Source organism: Algoriphagus jejuensis (assembly GCF_039523455.1).
Lineage (GTDB): Bacteria > Bacteroidota > Bacteroidia > Cytophagales > Cyclobacteriaceae > Algoriphagus > Algoriphagus jejuensis.
This window is the reverse complement of sequence record NZ_BAAAFI010000049.1, coordinates 139154-158228: the sequence shown is the minus strand read 5'-3', so window position 1 is coordinate 158228 and position 19075 is coordinate 139154. Positions and strand designations below refer to the sequence as shown.

Genomic DNA, 19075 nt, shown 5'->3' with positions numbered 1-19075 from the left:
CGGTCATTACACATCGGCCATCTGGTTTCGGACACTTACTCACTTTTTAATGTTTTGGCAGGGTTCAGTATAAATACCTTCCAACTGCGATACCCGATGGTCAGCGTGGCCAATAATAGCACCAGCAAAATCGCCAATACATAAGGCCAGGGCGAGAACGCCATTTTATTGGCAAAAGCTTGAAGCCAAGTATTGCTAAACCAAAGTCCAAATCCAATAGCCAAAACAGAAGCTATTGTCAATAATTTAAAAAAATCGGAAGCTAGGACAGCTAACACATCTTTTTGGGTAGCGCCAAGTACTTTTCGAATGCTGATCTCCCGAGTTCTGCGCAGCGCTACGTAGGATACCAATCCAAACAAGCCCATGCAAGCGATGAAAACTGCTATGCCGGAAAACAAGGTGAATACTACTCCTACCCGTTCTTCTGAGCGATAAAGTTGGGCATATTCCTGATCTATAAAACGATAATTGAAAGGCCGCTCTGGGACAAACTTTTTCCATACCTCTTCCAAGGATGCCAGTGTCCCATTCGGATTTCCGGAGGGAATCTTCACCAGCATCACATTGGCATTGCCCGGATCTTTGAATATCCCCAAAGGCCCGATTTTTTCATGCATGGAGTTGAAATAGAAATCCCCCACCACCGCTTTGATTTGAGCATATGAAAAGCCGAAATTCACCGTCTTTCCTATTGCTTCTTCAGGAGTCCAACCCATTTCTTTGATCGCTGATTCGTTGAGAATGATCGGAACCAATGCTTCGCTTTTTGAAGCCTCGGATCTAGAAGCGTCATTTTCATTCAAATCCAAACCTGCCAAAACGTTAAGATTCAATGTCCGAACGATGTCTTCGTCCGTGGAATATCCAGTAATCATAAACTCCCGCTGATTGTCTCCTCCGGGAAAAATCGTATAGCCCGCTTTGATATGAACAGGCATATCTCCAGCCAATGCGACGGAGCTAGCCGCACCACTTCTAAGCATTTCGGCCTTCATCGTCTCGGCCACATTCCGCATGCTATAGTGGTAAGTCAATGCAACAACCTGCTCTCGGTCGTATCCCAAGCTCACGTTTTGCATATGATCCAACTGCCCTTTCACCACAAAAGTAGCGATCAGCAAACCGATGGAAACAAAGAACTGGAACACCACTAGGGACTTTCTTACCCATGCTCCCCCACCCATTTTTGTCTTATTTGCCAAAGCGTTGATCGGCTCCATCCCCGACAATATCAAGGATGGATACATACCGGCCAGCAAGCCCACGATCACGATCATGCCGAGCATAAGGCTAACTCCGAGCGGACTCACCAAAGATTTAGCATCTAAGGGTACGCCACCAATCTCCGAGAATTTGGGCAGGATCAGGTAAAGGCACAATACACTCAAAACGGTCGCACCAACCGTGAGTAGCATAGATTCAGAGACAAACTGCCCAAACAGCTGCCCTCTGCCCGCCCCCATGGCTTTGCGTAGCCCAACTTCCTTGTTGCGCTCGGTTGCTTCCGCGGTGGCAAGATTCACATAATTGATTATTCCAATGGCGATAAGCAGTAGGGCCACAATACCGAAAATATACAGGTATCGAATATCTGTTCCTGGCTTGATGCTTCCAAGAGACTGATCTCCCAAGTGTATATTGCTCACTGGCTGTAGATGGAAAGATGTCTTGTATCCATATTCTGCAAGATCTTTTCCCAAGTATTTTTCTTTGACTTGCTCGACTTTTGCCTCAAAGGCAGTGACATCCGTCCCTGGCTTGAGCTTCACATAAGTATAATAGTTACTCGGAGACCATTCTGGATCACTACCATGTCGATGGGATTTGAAGGAGGCTAGAAAGTCGAATTCCATATGACTATTGCTAGGAAAATCCTCCATCACCCCAGACACGGTATAGTCAACTCCATCTACTTTCAAGGCTTTGCCGGCCGCGGACCCGGCGTCTCCGAAGTAGCGCTCCGCGGTAGATTTGGTCAGCACGATTTGATTGAGGTCCGCCAAAACCTTCGCTGGGGTGCCCGAAAGTAGTTCGAAGTCAAAAACCCGGAAATAGTTTTCATCGGCAAAGGCAAAGGATTTCTCTTCCTGATTTCCCTCACCGGCATCTACCAATACAGAGGAGAAAATACTGATGTCGAAAACCAAGGTTCCGGTCTCAACCTCAGGAACCTCCTCAATCAACGTAGGAATCAGGCTGGATGGCGTGGAGCTGACCAGCTGACTCTCGCCTTGAGAGACAAATTCCTGATTGAATTTGTAGATCCGATCGTAGTCGGCGTACATCTTGTCATAGCTCCATTCGTGCTGGATATACAGACAAATCGCCAAAAAGCTCACAATGGCAATCGTCAGCCCAAGCAAGTTGATACCGGTGTAAAGCTTACGCTTGCTTAGGTTACGAAATGATATTTTCAGGTAGTTTTTCCACATGATTTTATGGATTGGGAAATTGAAAAATTCGAAGATTCTAAAATTGGCATTATTCTTAAATCGGGCAGTTTGGCATTGATTCATACTCCACAATGCCAGGAGCATTTGCTTCACACGGCCAAAGTATCACCTCCTCCTTTTTCCAGTTTTGTGCCACAAAAAAAAGCCCCTGAATTAGCTTCAGAGGCATTTTATTGACTATTCACGGCCTATTTTCTCGAACAATTTTGTTCGCCAGCGGACGAATCACAGGAATCAGTCTTCAGTCGCCATAGCCAGTGTTCAGTCACCGTTCGGAAACAGTGACGTTTGGCTTTTGACTCTTCAATACTGATGTCTAGCTACTTGATACTAAAATTTACGATACTTCCCGTCAAGATACTGGTTCGCTTCATTCTCAGCAAACTTGGCTTTTTTGCTATCCCAGTGCAAAGTCTGATTCGGGAATCGACCGGCAATCACACCAAGCAAGATCGTTTCTGTCAATCTAGATGCATAAGAGAACGGTGCAGTGGTTTCACCGTTGCCAAGGCAAGCATCCACAAACTGATGGTAGTGCTTGTTGCTTTCAGCGGCATAGTCTTTGACAGGCTTTCCAAGATTGAAAGATTCGATATCCATTTCCACATATTTGCCATCTACGATTTTGCGTGGCAACTGCTGGAAATGCGGCAATAGCAATCTGCCTTTTTCTCCCATAAACATCGCTCCCTGATCCGGCAATTTATCACCGTTCGGAAGCATCAGATCCTCATGTGCCTCTGGCGCGCCGATGCCGTCATACCATACCCACTTCAAGGTTTCTGCAGTTTGTTTCGTGCCAGGGAATTCATAGGTCACGATATTGTTTGCAGGGAAACCAAAACCCGTTGGCTCACGGCATTCATTGATAATGGTACGGGGCACGTCAAGCTCAAGCGCATTGTATGGAGTATCAAAGATATGCACACCCATATCGCCCAGCGTACCACAGCCGTAGTCCATCACTTTTCTCCAGTTGCCAGGATGATAGAACCCTTCCTTGTACGGACGCTCAGGAGCAGTTCCAAGCCAGAGATTCCAGTCCAAATTTGCAGGTATCGGATCGCTTCCTTCTGGCGCTGGTCCATCATAACCCCAATCTTTTGGAGACCAGGCACGGACGGTATGCACTTTGCCGATGATACCGGACTGGATTAACAGCGTCGCCAATTTGTAGTCATAGAAAGAATGAACCTGGATCCCCATTTGGGTGACAAGCTTCTTCTTTGCTGCCAAATTCTTCATCGCTCGCGCCTCGCTGACGTGGTGTGTCAAGGGCTTTTGGCAGTAGACTGGTTTGTTTAACTTCATTGCCATCATTGATGCCGGCGCATGCGTATGGTCAGGAGTGGATACAATCACGGCATCGATTTCATTCTCCATCTCCTTGAGCAAAATCCGGTAATCCGCATAAGTTTTAGCATTGGGATGCAGGGCTTTTGCACCTGTGACCGCATTGCTGTCTACGTCACATAGCGCAACTACATCTACCAATTCGTGGGACGAAATCGCTTTCAAATCAGCCATCCCCATAGCACCAAGCCCGATATGTGCAGTCCGGAGTCTGCCTCCCTCGTTGATTTTAGCTAAAAGTGACGGAGCCAACGCCAGGCCCAGCATGCCCAGACCACTTTTTTTTACAAAGTCTCTCCGGTCGATAAATTGGATTTTGTTGTTCATATAGAATGCATTAATGGATTTTCTGAATTGTTTAAATTGACATGTCCCAGCTCCTCGGTCGTCAGACATCGGTCATTTAGAGTTCCTTGATCCGGATATTCTTGAATCGAACCACGTCTCCATGACCCAAAAAACCGATATGTCCGCTACTACGCTGCAAGCCGGGATGATCTTTGTGATCCAGGGTCCCGTTTTTGCTCGCCTCCAGATAGTCTCCTTCCAGGATAGTTTCACCGTTTAGAATGACCGTGATCTTTGGATGATTGACGATAACTTCTTCCTGGTTCCACTCACCAACGGGCTTTAGAAAACCACGTTTGGCAGCGATCACGCCATACACTGAACCGTGATATTGGTATACCTGCAGGTTTTTGTACTTGTCTGCATCATTGTCCAGGATCTGTATTTCTTTACCCACGTAGGCTGCATCGCCTTCGAGCGGCGCATGAATACCGAGTCCGTTGTTGGCGCCAGGAGTCAGCTGAAACTCAAATTTCAAAATAAAGTCGCCGTATTCTTTCTCGGTCAACAGATTGCCTCCGCCGGTTCCCTTGGGGTCGATGACGATCATGCCATCCTGAGCTTGGTAAGCGGTTTTGTTGCCTAGCCAACCATCGAGATTTTCACCGTTGAAAAGTGGAGTGAACCCCTTTTCGGTGGTTGACTTTTGGCCACTGCAAGACAGGAGAATGCAGACTGGAATGAACGCCAAAAAGGCAAAAGCATTTGGTTTGGTCATGGATCGAAATTTTACTCCGTAAATCGACACCCTTTTACTTGGGCGATGCAATTTAACTTTTCAGACCAATTTTGGGACAAAAAACTTAATTAAAAATTTTATTTACACTGAGGTGGATTTTATGATTTTTTAGGAAAAGGTGTTTTTGAAAAAGTGGGAAGCAGCGGGAAAAGCAGTGATCAAATATTGAGTGTATCTTCGGTCTGTGTCTACACAGACCGAAATAGAGTGATTTGTGAGACACAGACCACGTTGACAAAACAAACCTCAAACATCGGTACACCGCACCGATCACAGAGGCCGATCACTGCCCACTGAACTACTCGTCTTTCAGCACCTTGGCGGGATTGGTTTGCGCAGCGACATAGGAATGCAGCCCCACGATCAACAAACAAATCGCCATCACGCCAACTCCAGAAAGCGCAAAGAGTGCAAATGGCATCGAAATCTTATAGGTGAATCCGTTGAGCCAATCGCTCAAGAAGTAATAGGCCGGGTACACTGCCAAGGCAAAGGACACCAGTACCAATAGCACGTATTCTTTGGAAATCAAACTCAGAATCTGAAGCACCGTCGCGCCCAGGACTTTTCGGATACTGATCTCTTTGGTTCGCTGCGCTATGGTGTAGGAAGAAAGCCCAAACAAGCCCATCGCTGAGATCAGGATTGCCAAGATACAGGCACCGCCCAGCACGTTGCGGATGCGAAGATCCTCCTTGTAAAACTGTTCGATCTGCGTATCCAAAAACTTAAACTCCACCTCCTCATAGGGATAGATTTCTTTGTAGCTCGCTTCAAGTTCCTGTTTGACCAAGGCTAGGTTTTGTCCCTTTTCCAACTTGACCGTGATCGACTGGAAATACTGCGGGTTCACCGTCAAGACCAGCGGTCGGATTTCTTCGCGCAGCGTGCGGGAATGGAAATTAGAGATTACACCCACAATCTTATTCTCACGATCATTGTATTTCAGGGACATTCCGATGGCTGCTTCCGGGGTGGCAAAACCGACTTCCATTAGAAAATTCTCATTGACCACTACTTCATCCTGTCGGTTTGAACCAGCATTTCCCGCCAACATTGGCACGCCATTTACACGCGAAAAAGCAGAATCTACATTCATCACCTGAATGCTTATCTCTACCTCGGTGGTATCCATCGGAACCGAAGCATCAGAAGTCCAAAGGCTAGAAGATGTCACCAAATTACCACTCAGACTGGCACCCTTCACCGAGCTTTTTTGATTTAAGCGCTCCTGAAGCTGAATCATCTTGTCGGGGGGAGTTAGAAAAGGCACAGAAGCGTACATCAGCTCCTCCTTTTCAAACCCCAAGGGCTGACTGGAAACATACCGGATCTGCTGATTGAGTACCAAAACCAGGATGATAAAGGCGATGGATGCCGAAAACTGTAACACCGTCAAGTTTTTTCTCATAAAGACGCCTACGGAAAACCTTCGATGTCCGGAAGATTCCCCCTTCAGCGCGCGCTGTGGCTGATATCCTGACAGCACCATAGATGGATAGATCCCTGAAATCAGGGTTATCATCAGTGGAAACACAAGGTAAAAACCGAGATTAATCCCGCTTAGATGATGGATTTGAAATTCCGCGGGGAGGTAATCGGAAAAGAGAATTTTCAAAACCTCGACAAACACCAGCCCAAATACAGTCGCAAACAGAACGATTAGATAAGTCTCTGTCAAAAACTGGATAATCAGCTGCGGTCGTCTTCCGCCCAGCGTCTTGCGGATTCCGACTTCTTTCGCCCTTCCGATCGCTTGCGCAGTTTCCAGATTGATAAAGTTCAACGCCGCTAGCACGAGGATGATCAAGCCGATATAAATCAGACCCTGAAGAAAAACTTTGGAAACAGTCGTGTCGGAATAATTGTGGGTGAAATGTAGCTCAGACAGTGGCTCCATAAAAAAGCTGGTCTTTCCTTCCTCCTCCTCATTTTTCTCATAGTTCTTCGCTACGATAGGTTCCAGCGCCCTGTCCAGAGATTCCTTTTCATTTCCTTCGGATACTTTGACAAAAAGCTGAGAATTGGAGTTGACGTTGCCCCAGCTGTGCAATCCATACCAGTCTTCGGTCTCGCTCTTTTTAATCGTACTGAAGGAGATAAAGTCGGTAAAGTCAAAGTCCGAATGCTCCTCGAAATCCTCCACCACGCCAGTCACTTGTGCTATGATCGTGTCCGAGTCCACCCAAAGCAAATCTTTTCCCAATACAGCAGCGGGATCTGAGCCCGGGAAATAACGGTGCAGGCTCGCTTCTGAGATTACGGCAGAATAAGGCGCATCCATCGCCGTCTCGGGATTTCCGGCCAACCACTTCCTCGGAAAAATCCTGAAAAACCCCGGATCCGCAAAGGTCACGCCCTCAATTCTTCCATACACTTGGTTCTTGTCCGGATTGGCGACCAGCGTTTGGCTCATCGTATAGAGTCGCGCCTTGTCCTCCACCGCCGAGATTTCATCCTGAATCACCTCGCCAAGGGGACCGGGAGTTCCCGAGTTTGGATAGCTTTCTTCGCCCCACTGCGAAATAGTATTCACACGGTATATCCTATCCACGTCGGGGTGAAAGGTGTCATAACTATAAGAATGAAAGACCAGATTAAAAATCAAAAAACAGATGGAAATCCCCAGTGACAGCCCCAAGACATGGATCAACGTTCTAAGCTTGTTTCTGGTGATATTTCTCCAGGCGATTTTAAAGTAGTTTTTTAGCATGGGTTGGAAAGATTGTCAGGTTCTCGTAGTTGTAAGACGAAGCGCCTACGTCCAAGGATCGGATTAAAAGTCTAAGATTTGGGGCATCACCCTCCTTCTAAAGCATCCAGTTCCATGCCACTCAAAAATCCTCAAATCTATGTGATTCACAACTTAGGGCTCAGCTTTTAAACTATCAACCGAACATTATTGTCCGTTGGTGAACAATTCTATAAACCGAGTTGCATTGGTTCTGGATTCCAATATCCGAGCACTTCGCCACATTCGAAGCCAATTCTTACCCTAAGGGAGCAATTTCCAGCGGACATTTTACATCGTCTCCGGGCGAAATGCAAGCCAGAACCTGGGCTTTAAGGGAAAGCGCCGCCAATGGGATTCTGTCTAGCGTCGTTGTGCGGATGCCCGATTTTTGAGTAGGTTAGTTCTAGACATTCATACTGATCTCTCATCAATCATCTGAGTCCATGGATATTTTTAGTGTTATCACCATTCTGATCGTCCTTTCCTCTGCTTTTGCCTTCATCAATACCAAGTTTCTAAAACTCCCCTTCACCATCGGGCTGATGATCATCGCCATCGTATTTACGCTGGCGATCACGATTTTGGGCAAGTTCAATCCCTATTTTCTGGAGGAAGCAGACTTGCTGATCAATTCCATCGACTTCGAAACCGCCCTCCTTGATGTGATGCTGAGTTTTCTGCTCTTTGCGGGAGCACTCCACACCAAACTGGACTCGCTCAAGTTGCTGAAGGCGCCCATTGCCGTGTTTGCCACGATTGGAGTCCTACTCTCCACCTTCTTTGTGGGCACCTTGATGTACTATGCGTTCCTTCTTTTCGGCCACGAAGTCAGCTACATCTATTGCCTGCTCTTCGGAGCTTTGATCTCCCCCACGGACCCGATCGCAGTTTTGGGTATCTTGAAAAGCGCCAATGCCCCCAAGAAACTGGAGGTCAAGATCGTCGGCGAATCGCTCTTCAATGACGGCGTCGGCGTGGTGGTCTTCCTAGTGATCTTCAAGATCGCCCAGCAGGGAATCGGCGCTGTGGACGCGGAGGATGTGGGTCTATTGTTTCTGGAGGAAGTGGCAGGCGGCATCCTACTCGGCTTGGTGACCGGATGGATCACGTTTAAGCTGATGACATTGATCGATCACTATGAAACGGAGGTGATGATTACCCTTTCCTTAGTCATGGGACTTTCGATGCTGGCGCATCACCTCCATGTCTCGGGTCCTTTGGCCGTGGTGGTTGCGGGGATTTTCATCGGAAACAAATCGCCAAACATTGCCTGGTCGGAGACCACACACAACTACGTGGATAAGTTCTGGGAGCTGATCGACGTGCTGCTCAACGCGGTACTTTTTGTATTGATTGGACTTGAACTCCTGATCATCACCACCAGCGAAGAGTATTTGAAGATTGGACTGATCGCTATCCCAATCGGCCTTATTGCTCGCTATCTGTCACTTGCCGGACCCGTGGCTATCTTTGACAAAAAACTTGATTTCATCCCCAAGACCAACCTGATGATGACTTGGGGTGGGATTCGGGGTGGGATTTCCATCGCCCTGGCCCTTTCTCTCGAGCCCCAAATGGAGCGGGAACTATTCCTCACCGTCACCTATGTGGTGGTCGTTTTCTCGATTATAGTCCAAGGACTCACCATCGGCCCCTTGGTGAAACGGGTGTTAAAGAGCAATAATACGGAGGCGTAATTGTGACAACCAAAACCAAGCAAGGTCGGCCCCCCTTCCCTTCTTGCTTTTGCGCTCTTGCTTCTTTTCCTCAAGCCTGATACTTGCTACCAGCTACTTGATTCTTCCGCTACTCACTCTTCAGCCCCTTGGCCGGATTCACCAGCGCAGCTTTGATCGCCTGAGAACTGACCGTCACAAAGGCAATGATCAGCGAAATCAGACCTGTACCCAAAAACACTTTCCAATCAATCCCAATCCGATAGTCAAAGCTTGCCAGCCACTCGCTCATGGAGTACCAAGTCACTGGAATGCCAATGACCATAGCAATCAACACCAGTTTCGTAAACTCACCTGATAACAGCAGCACCAGTCTCTGTACAGACGCTCCCAGTACTTTTCGGACTGAGATTTCTTTGCTGCGCTGCTCTGCAATAAATGCAGCCAACCCAAACAGCCCCAGACAGGAAATCAGGATCGCCAACACCGAGAAGACCGCAGTCAAACGGCTGGTTTGTTGCTGACTGGCAAACTTTTGCGCATGCACAGCATCCGCAAATTGGTATTCGAATGGTGACCTTGGGTTGAACTTCTTAAATATTGCCTCCAACTGCGCCATGGTATTTTGCAAGTCAGCGCCAGAGAGTCGGATATGGATGAAATTCTGCTGGATTTTGGGACCAAAGATCATGATCCCCTCTGGCTTGGCAAACGGTGAACTGATAATGAAATCTTTTACCACCCCGACTATCTGGTACTCCCGGTCATCGTCCTTCACGATCTCCCCGATCGGATCCGCAAATCCCATAAAGTCCCTCGCCGTCTCGTTAATCAACACAGCAGTACTATCGCTTGCATTCGAATATACGTCGATATCGCGACCTGCGATCAGCTCCAGTCCAGCGGTTTTCACCACCTGGGCATCGGCGCCCATACGATTGACCTTGGGCATGAACGCATCATCTTTCCCCTGCCACCCAATCAGATTGGTATCGCTGTACTCTTCGGTAAAAGGTGAAAACGTACTGGAAATTGAAACTACCCCCGGCAGGGCAGCTACTTCTTGACGGACTGACGAAAAGTTCTTTTTCAGCGATGCAGCCATCGGGTGAATGATTAGATTTTCGGTTTGCAGACCGATGTCCCTTTTTTGGACAAAGTCCATCTGGTTTCGGATAATCCAGGTACTGGCTATCAGGATCGCCACGATGGTAAACTGGAACACGACCAAAACCTCTCTTGGTTTAAACCAACTCTTCCTGATATTCATCCGAGACTTCAGCACCAAAGCAGGCTGAAACGAGCTTAGCAAAAATGCCGGGTAAATTCCCGCCAAGATTCCCGTCAGGAAAACATACCCCAAGGAAAAAATCCAGAAATAAGGTTGGGCAAAAGGTAAGGTCAGTTCCTTTCCTATCAGTGTATTGAATCCGGGAAATATCAAAGAGATCAAGAGCATAGCCAGTGCGTAGGCGGCTAAAGAGATCAAGATCGACTCAGCCAGAAACTGCCCGACCAGCATGCCGCGATCCGCGCCGGAGACCTTTCTGATACCCACTTCCTTGGCTCTTTTTGCACTTTGCGCCGTGCTGAGATTGACAAAATTGACACAGGCGATCAGTAAGATCACAATCCCTACCAATCCAAACATCCGGATCAGGTCTATTCTACCTCCGACTGATTTACCGTTTTCAAACTTACTTCTCAGATGCAGTTCAGACATCGGGAAGAGAAAGTCGCTGGTATTTTGGATATCGGCTTTTCGAAGGGAAAAATCTTTCACCTTCTCATTAAAGGTCGCCAGCTCGGTATCCGGCGCGAGCATTGCAAAAGTGCGGCAGTTGTTGTTTCCCCAATAATCCTGCACCCAGCCCATGGCTTCGAGCTTTTTGTAGGGAAGAAAAGCCGTAAATCTGAAATTTGTATTCTGAGGCATGTCCTCCACCACTGCCTTGACTTCAAAGTTCAGTTCGGACTCTACTTTGACGGACTTCCCGAGGGCGGATTGCTCACCAAACAGCTTCCTGGCCAACGATTCCGTCAGGACAAGCGCATCGGGAGAGTTCATAGCATCCACTGCATCTCCCTCCAAAACCCTGAAACTGAACATCTCAAAGAATCCCGGATCCACAAAAGTCGTCTGCTCGTAAAAACTCAGCTCGCCCACGGACAGAACCATCGGATCCCATTCCGTAACATGAGTTACAGCTTCCACTTCTGGGAATTCCTCCTTTAGTGTAGCTGCATAGGGAGAAGGTGTATAGTCCCAGCTGAAAAACTCACCCTGATTGATATTGGTACGCCAGACTGCATAGATCCGGTCGGACTTTTCGTACTGGCTGTCCACAGAAAACTCAAACTGAATCCATACCAAAATCAAGACAGAAGCCGCCATTCCCACAGCAAGTCCCCCGATGTTGATCAAAGCAAAGCCTTTCTTTCTAAGGATATTTCTCCAGGCGATTTTTAAGTAGTTTTTCCACATAGTTGGGACAATTAAAGGTATTGATGTTAGAAAGTTTCCTGGCAACCGAAGCTTTGCAAGGTTAGATTTTCGATTCTTTTGACTTTCTAGGCTATGCGCCAGGCTTTAGCTCTAAATCCAATCTTTTGCTTCCCAGATTCATGCCAGCCAGAAGGCCTATTGGCAAGCAAAAAGGACGGGTTGACGAAACGCAGCCAGATTTTTACCGAGCATTTTTGTTCGTTTTCGGTCGATTTGACTCATCAAGAAGCCTAGCTCATCGTTCATATCGAGATTTGGATAGTCTCTATTCAACCGAGTGGGGTACTAGTGTTACTGGGTATCAGAGAAGCCAAACCATCAGGACATCAGCTTACTTTTCTTTCAAATTATCACTTCTTGAAAATGACGATTAAAACTCCCGGATCTTGGATCACCCTCTTCGCAGCATTGCTTTCCAATTTTTGCTTCGCACAGAAAAACAACCAATTCCCAACAGCTGAGGATCCGCTTCATCTCAGGGTAAAAATGTATGAAGCCTTGACCCTTGACAATCACTGGAACGAAGGCACCATTTTGTTCCAGGCCTACTACCCTCCTGCTGCCAAACCAATGCCTGGGTTTGGAAGCCATGCAGATTTGATTGATGCAACGGGAGAGATGCTGGTGGCCTATTCCTGCAAATACGCGATCACCAAAAACGAGTCCGACAAGAATATCGCAGACCAGGTTTTTGAGGGAATACTGACCGCTGAAAAGGTAACCGGCGTACCGGGTTTGGTCTCCAGAGGCTTTTACAAAACAACAGAGCCGCAGTGGTTTGAACGCATGTGGTACGATGAATGGCATCCGTCCTCCTCCATGCCCGGCTATCGCTGGCTGGGCGATCTCAGTATCGACAAATTGGTGTCGGTCTTTCACGCCGTGGGGATGTACTACGAACTCTGTGCAAATCCGGAACAGAAATCAAAAGTGGAAGGACTTCTCAGCCGCTTCATCGGCAAGATCGTCGCTGACAATTTTCGAATCATGGATTTGGATGGAAAATTGACCTTGTGGGGCAATATGTGCCCGGATCTTCCTCATAATAAATTGAACTCTTTGGTGGCTTTGGCAGCGGTGAAAACGGCCCATCAGCTCACCGGAGAAGCAAAGTTTGCCTCGGCCTACAAACTATTGATCGACACCTACCACTACGACGATCGGCAGCTGCTGACGAATCACCTATATCCAGAAAGTCTCCGACATATCTGGGATGATTACCATGCGGTGCGAAGCCTCTACATGGTCATGAAGTACGAGACTGATCCAGATTTGCTGAACAAATATCGGATGACGCTGAACCGGCAGTGGCACGTGTGGAAGGACATCACCTTTGAGGAGGAAAGCACGATTTTCTACCTCATGCTCTACGATGTGATCACCAAAGAAGGCGTGATGCAAGCTCCGGCAAGAATTGAAGCTCTCAAAAACATGAATGGACATGCACGGAGAAAGAGATCTTTTGAGGTGCCGATGGAAAGCGGCTCGCTGCAAAAAATCGAATCCGATTATGATCATGCCTCCACTGCCTTTCTGAGAAACTACTGGTTTGGCAGGTATTACGGATTTATTGATCCTACCTGGTAAAACACCAATGTCACTTAAATCAACGCACGATGAACGATTTGTTGAAACCTCTTAGAATGATTGCAATCAGCATGACCGCGATCGCATTAGCAGCTGCATCCCGGCCAGCATCTTCAATAGACCCGCCCAAAGGAATGGTGTACGTCCCCGCGGGGCCTTTCATCATGGGAAGCAACATCGATGATCCAGACTCCAGCCCACAGCACATCGCCGAAACCGGTGCCTTTTTCATCGATCAATATGAAGTCAGCAATGCGGAGTATGCGCTGTTCGACACCGACTACGCGTATGCAGAAGGGGACGGTGATCGAGCCGCGCTGGTTAACTGGGAAGAAGCGACAGCCTACGCAAAATCGGTCGGGAAGAGACTGCCTACTGAGAAGGAATGGGAAAAAGCAGCTCGGGGAACCGATGGCCGAATGCTACCCTGGGGTGATTTCTATGACGACAGCTTTGTGATCTATTCCAAAAAAGAAACCAGAGGTCAATCCATCGCAAAGCCAGCAAGCCCCTATGGTTGCTATGACATGGCGGGAAGCGTATGGGAGTGGACGGCGGATTGGTATAGACAATACCCAGGAAACACCCATGAAATGGAACAATACGGCGAAAAATACAAAGTCATCCGAGGCGGCTCCACGTTCAATAATTTCGCTTGCTTCACCACCTTTCATCGGTACTACGTGCACCCCACCGATACCAGGGCCTACCCCATCGGCATGAGGTTGGTGAAGGATATTGAGTAAGTGAGGATAAATCCCAGGACATTACATCAGTCAGCGAATTTTCCTTATCAATCGGGCTGGACGACCGAAGACCGGTGCGGCGTTCTCGATAGTGGTTGGAGTAAGATTCAATAGCTGGAGAGGGTCAAGTGGGAGTTCTATAACGCTTCCTGTATTTGGTTTTGCATCTGAGGTCTAGCGCCTTGATATTATCTACTTGAGACTGACTCGTCCGACTTCGTACTTCTCTTACTCGCTCTTCAAGCTCTTCACCGGATTCACCAGCGCAGCCTTCACCGCCTGCGAACTTACCGTCGCCAGAGCGATGAGAATGGCGATCAGCCCTGACAGCCCAAAAACCCACCAGTCGATCTCGATCCGATAGGCGAAATCCTGAATCCAACTATCTACCACATACCAGGAAACCGGAATGGCAATGACGATAGCCACGAACACGAGCTTTACAAAGTCCTTGGAAAGAATCGCCACGACTCCGGCTACCGACGCTCCAAGCACCTTCCGGATACCGATTTCCTTGACCCGCTGCTCTGTGGTAAAGGTCGCCAACCCGAAGAGTCCCAGACAGGAGATGACAATAGAAAGCACCGTCAGCATGCCGACAATGACGTTTACGGTACTGTCAGCGCGGTACAGTTCGGTGAAGTGGTCATCCAAAAACTCGTACTCAAACTCGCGCTCGGGGATCACCGAGTTCCATACCGACTCCAGATGTGCCATGGCCTCGGTAACCCGATCTCCAGCTATCTTTACTGATGCCTCGTCAAACCCCCACTCTTTTTGGTTGAAGATTGTCAACGTCTCCACCTTGTGATGAAGGGAGTTGAAGTTGAAGTCCCGGACAATGCCGACGATACTGGCAGCAGAGTCCATGCCGCTAAAACCAAACTGCCGACCGATGAGAGATTCGATTGACTTGGCCTCCCCCTCATCCTGCAGCAGTTCCTTGGCCATCGACTCATTGATCAGATAGGCCTTGCCATAGTCCGCTTCCGTCCCGTTAAAATTCCGCCCCGCAATCAGCTCGATCTGATAGACGTCCAGGAAGTCACTGTCCACAACTACTTGGGAGGTAGCAAGGCTTCTGGCGGGCCCGTCTCCATGAAAAGTCACTGAAGTCTGGTGCAGGTTGTTGCCCAGTCGCTGACCGGATGCCGTCACATTCTCAACTAGAGTACTGGAGAGCAATTTCTCTTTCAACACCTCGTATCGATCAGAATAGCGGCCGATGGGAAAAGTGACTACCTGAGCATGGGAAAATCCCAGATCTTTCTCCTGCATAAATTTGACTTGTCTGGTCGCAAAAAATGTGGAAATGATCAGGAAGATCGCACAGCTAAACTGCACGATCACCAGTGCGTTGCGAAAATCTGATTTTCTCTTTCCTGACACGGGCGAACCTTTCAGAACTTTTACCGGATGAAAACTCGAAAGATATAGTGCCGGATAGATACCGGATACTACGCCCACAGCCAACGCCCCAAACCCGATGGATCCAAAAAAGACCGGGTCGGTGAACAGCGGAAACTCCAATTTACGCTGGCTGAACTCATTGAGGTAGGGAAGCGTGAGGAAGACCAGAATCACTGCAAGTGCCATCGCAATCATGCTGATCAGGATCGACTCGCTGATAAACTGAAGATAGAGCTGGCTCCTGGAAGCGCCGGAAGCTTTCCTCACGCCAATCTCCATCGCCCGACTGATCGACTTGGCAGAGGAAAGATTCACGAAATTGATCCCCGCGATGAAAAGTACGATCAGCGCGATGTAGAAAAATATCCGGGTGTAGGCACCGTCAAATTTTTGGTAGTTCAGATAGTCATGGGTGATGTCCGTTGATGCAGCGTGAATCTGATCCAAGTGCTGCAGAAACAGCTTATATCCTTTGGCCCCTTCCTCCCCCATATGTGACAGCAAATAGGCAGGAAACTTGGATTCCAATGCCGGAATGTCCGTCCCTTCGACCACCTCCAAGTAGGTGGTCAGCCAGTTTCCACCCCAATTGTCCATTGCCTGAGGTCCCACATAGGTACTGAAAGACGTCAGCACGTCGAACTTGATGTGCGAGTTGGCGGGTGCATCCGCCACAATCCCGGTGACCGTGAAGAACGTACTGTCCTCCTCCGCCACGGCAAGCACCCGGCCCATAGCCTCCTCTCCTCCAAAGATCGATGCAGCGCTGGACTCTGTGAGCACCAGACTTCCCGGCTTAGTCAGAACTGTAGCGGGATCGCCTTCCAGCAGGTTGAAATCAAACATCCGGAAGAATGAAGAATCCGCCCAGACCGCGTCGACTAGGGCGTGGATCTTTTCACCCATTTCAAATTTGAGTTCCCCGCCCGGCCTGACCCGCGTAAAGCTGAGAATCTCTGGAAATTCCTCCTGCAGCGTTGACCCCATGGGGTACATCGACAGCGCCACGTTTTGCGGAGCAACCATCCCTTCCCACTTCTGCACCTCATTGAGACGGTAGATATTCTTGGTGTGGATCGCGTCAAAGTCCCGCTCGTAGTTTACAAAAAGCAGAATAACGATGCAGACGGCCATCCCGATGGAAAGTCCGGAGATGTTCAGAGCTGAGAAAAGTTTGTTTTTTCTCAAGTTACGAAAGGCTATTTTCAGGTAGTTTCTCCACATGGTTTTGGAATCGGAAAATTTTAAAATCGAAATAACTGGTCCGCGGTAGCGGATTGCAGAATTTAAGTAGGTGTCACCCTGAATCGGTCCCTAAACTCGTCGAAGCGGAGTCGAAGGGATATAAAATGGTAATCTGGTAAAGTTGTAAAAACCAAAAGTGTGTCAGTCCCAATGACGGTCGGGAGAGCTGACTCCAAGTCCGATCTCTCGCATCCCACACGCGCTATTTAGCTTTTCAAACGTAGACCTAAGACTTCACCTCAACACAGTCCATTCCCCCATAAATCGTAGATCTTAAATCAAGAAACAAATTCCACTTTCTATGCCACTCAAAAAACCTCAGACCGCCCTGTTTCAGTACATTTCCCCCACTTTACAAAAAATCCATCGGACAGTTTTGTTCGATATCGGGCGAAGCGGTGCGCCGAAGGCTTTGTCATTCTGAAAATCTCGATGGATTAAGTAAGAAACCATTTCTCAAACAAGGACTTCGCAAGCGCAAATTCCTGCAAAAAGTACTTCCCGACTTTAGAGTAAAACAGCATCGCAAATAAAGGACATTGCTCGATTTCGAGATTGTAATTGGCTTGGGACCGAAGGGATTTACCGATAAATCGGGCATCTTCCCATATCGTCAGCTCAATCAAAAAGCCTTTTTCTCTTAAAGACTTATTCTTTCTACTGAGTACCCGCTCAATTTCCTCGCGTTCACTTACAAGTTCATTTGATGAGGCCAAAAACAGCTTAAGCATAGGAAGTTTTGATAGTCTGTGATTTGTGACATTTCCTTCTAAATGAAGCGCGCATCCTTCCTTAAAGTTATCAATGGACCTGCTACTTTTGAAAATAATTATCCGGTTCTGTTCTTTACCCGATTTCAAGTGTGGAATTATTGACCGGAATTAAATTAGCAATCAGCATGGCAAAACGAACTCAAGCAAAGCTCCTAAAAAAACTACAGTATCGCTTCGGCAAGCTGGCAGCGAGCATGGAGGAATACTATCACCATCTCGACTTTCGCAGCTGGGATGACTTTGACGACGATGCTTTTTCCTTTCTGATGGAAAAAGTAAAAGGCGTATACATGCTCGATCTCAACGAAACCGAGATAAGTAATGAAAGCATCCAGCTCCTGACCCAGCTGGAATATGTGAAGGAAATACGGGCAAAGGGTTGTCATAACCTGGACAATTATTGCATCCCCTACCTGAATCAGATTCCCTCCCTAGAATTTCTCCATCTAAAATATACCGACATCACCATTGACGGCCTCTTACATTTAACCGACTTGCCCAACTTGAAGACATTGATGTTTTCGTCCGAGGATGGGGAAGACATCCAAGAGAAGCTCTTGGAATTGCACGGATTGCTACCCGACTGCGAGCTCGTGGTGAACGGGAAACCGCAATATTTCGAAGAGTGAGCCGCCAAGGAGTTGGAGTATAAAATCTCCCATCGGTTGACTTTGTTTCTCTCAGGATTTACACCCCGATCATGCATCTGCTACCCGTTTGATTTTGTCCGCCGCGGGGGATTGATTAGAAATAGGAAGTCTAATGCATATTTTGGAGCTGACACTCTTTGACTTCGGATCAGCAAAATTCTCATTTGGGTAAGTAAAACCTTACTCAATTTCCCCCAGTCAATTGCCTGAAACAAACGTCCGATTCCATTGGCGACATCCTCGGCCACGGCTTCATTTCCCACTGCGAGCTTGAGGTAAGTCTTGCCGGTCTGAGCATTTTTTTGGGTTAAATACTTCACCAAGGCCTGAGTTTGGGTAGGATTTGCAGCTAGTTGCCCCAGCGGTCCCATCCATTCCAAACCCGTGGCACGCTCTTCAGTCGGAGCTTCTCCAGTATTCGAAGTTACCTTTTGGGTATCCGGATGATCGGCATCAAACAAAGCAAGCTGAACGACATTTTTCTCGCCGTTTGAGTTTTCTGAAATATCAGTCTGCCAAGACTATCAATGAATCAGTTTAGAATAAAGGAGTTATTGGACAAAAACCTACCTATTGGGAATTCTGCCAATAGGCGAATTCCCAAGTAAAAAACAAGAAAACGTCTATCAACAAAAGGTAGCAGGAAATTCAATTGAAGTGAATTTTTGGTGTTGAGACCGAAGAGCAAGACCATGAGTTTGCATTGGCTGAGCCAAAACAATCCGCTCCTTTAGTTGCTTTCTCCCAAGAATTCTGCCTGTTTCGGACAATAATCTCTGAGCATGTAAACATCGGCCTCAGTTCTTGTTATTTAGGACTTGATTCTTCTCCTATCCAAATGTACTTTGCAAG

Annotated in this window: 13 protein-coding genes; 5 read left to right on the top strand and 8 right to left on the bottom strand. The window is 47.7% G+C overall.

From position 1 onward, the window contains the following. Positions 1-35: 35 nt before the first annotated feature. Complete coding sequence (locus ABD031_RS21680; RefSeq protein WP_343855078.1) at positions 36-2435, bottom strand: ABC transporter permease; 2400 nt, start codon at positions 2433-2435, stop codon at positions 36-38. 6 nt (positions 2436-2441) lie between these two features. On the opposite strand from ABD031_RS21680, the gene ABD031_RS21675 reads away from it, so the two are divergent. After that, positions 2442-2633, top strand: a complete 192-nt coding sequence (locus ABD031_RS21675; RefSeq protein ID WP_343855075.1) for a hypothetical protein — start codon at positions 2442-2444, stop codon at positions 2631-2633. A 153-nt stretch (positions 2634-2786) separates the two neighbouring features. On the opposite strand, the gene ABD031_RS21670 is transcribed toward ABD031_RS21675, so the two are convergent. The 3 genes from ABD031_RS21670 to ABD031_RS21660 form a co-directional block, all read right to left on the bottom strand. After that, on the bottom strand, positions 2787-4136 hold the full coding sequence (locus ABD031_RS21670; RefSeq protein ID WP_343855073.1) for a Gfo/Idh/MocA family protein: 1350 nt from the start codon (positions 4134-4136) through the stop codon (positions 2787-2789). A gap of 76 nt (positions 4137-4212) precedes the next feature. Continuing rightward, on the bottom strand, positions 4213-4875 hold the full coding sequence (locus tag ABD031_RS21665; RefSeq protein WP_343855072.1) for a 3-keto-disaccharide hydrolase: 663 nt from the start codon (positions 4873-4875) through the stop codon (positions 4213-4215). 319 nt (positions 4876-5194) lie between these two features. Continuing rightward, entirely contained in the window at positions 5195-7609 is a 2415-nt protein-coding gene (locus ABD031_RS21660; RefSeq protein ID WP_343855071.1) for an ABC transporter permease, read from the bottom strand. A gap of 464 nt (positions 7610-8073) precedes the next feature. On the opposite strand from ABD031_RS21660, the gene ABD031_RS21655 reads away from it, so the two are divergent. After that, on the top strand, positions 8074-9327 hold the full coding sequence (locus ABD031_RS21655; RefSeq protein WP_343855069.1) for a cation:proton antiporter: 1254 nt from the start codon (positions 8074-8076) through the stop codon (positions 9325-9327). Between the two features lie 109 nt (positions 9328-9436). Here the strand turns inward: ABD031_RS21655 and ABD031_RS21650 are convergent, their stop codons facing one another. Continuing rightward, positions 9437-11791 carry an ABC transporter permease gene (locus ABD031_RS21650; protein ID WP_343855068.1) on the bottom strand — a complete coding sequence of 785 codons (2355 nt, stop codon included), beginning with the start codon at positions 11789-11791 and terminating at the stop codon, positions 9437-9439. Between the two features lie 384 nt (positions 11792-12175). Here ABD031_RS21650 and ABD031_RS21645 point away from each other — a divergent pair, with 384 nt between their 5' ends. Together ABD031_RS21645 and ABD031_RS21640 are read left to right on the top strand one after the other, a co-directional pair. Continuing rightward, positions 12176-13399 carry a hypothetical protein gene (locus tag ABD031_RS21645; protein WP_343855067.1) on the top strand — a complete coding sequence of 408 codons (1224 nt, stop codon included), beginning with the start codon at positions 12176-12178 and terminating at the stop codon, positions 13397-13399. A gap of 29 nt (positions 13400-13428) precedes the next feature. Continuing rightward, entirely contained in the window at positions 13429-14145 is a 717-nt protein-coding gene (locus ABD031_RS21640) for a formylglycine-generating enzyme family protein (RefSeq protein ID WP_343855065.1), read from the top strand. A 228-nt stretch (positions 14146-14373) separates the two neighbouring features. Here the strand turns inward: ABD031_RS21640 and ABD031_RS21635 are convergent, their stop codons facing one another. Together ABD031_RS21635 and ABD031_RS21630 are read right to left on the bottom strand one after the other, a co-directional pair. Continuing rightward, the gene (locus ABD031_RS21635) at positions 14374-16779 is read right to left on the bottom strand and encodes an ABC transporter permease (RefSeq protein WP_343855064.1); all 2406 of its coding nucleotides are present in this window, start codon (positions 16777-16779) and stop codon (positions 14374-14376) included. Positions 16780-17237: 458 nt separating this feature from the next. After that, complete coding sequence (locus tag ABD031_RS21630; protein ID WP_343855063.1) at positions 17238-17531, bottom strand: hypothetical protein; 294 nt, start codon at positions 17529-17531, stop codon at positions 17238-17240. Positions 17532-17698: 167 nt separating this feature from the next. Between ABD031_RS21630 and ABD031_RS21625 the strand changes: the two genes are divergently transcribed. Continuing rightward, on the top strand, positions 17699-18202 hold the full coding sequence (locus ABD031_RS21625; protein ID WP_343855061.1) for a hypothetical protein: 504 nt from the start codon (positions 17699-17701) through the stop codon (positions 18200-18202). Between the two features lie 80 nt (positions 18203-18282). On the opposite strand, the gene ABD031_RS21620 is transcribed toward ABD031_RS21625, so the two are convergent. After that, the gene (locus ABD031_RS21620; RefSeq protein WP_343855060.1) at positions 18283-18684 is read right to left on the bottom strand and encodes a hypothetical protein; all 402 of its coding nucleotides are present in this window, start codon (positions 18682-18684) and stop codon (positions 18283-18285) included. Between the last annotated feature and the right edge of the window lie 391 nt (positions 18685-19075).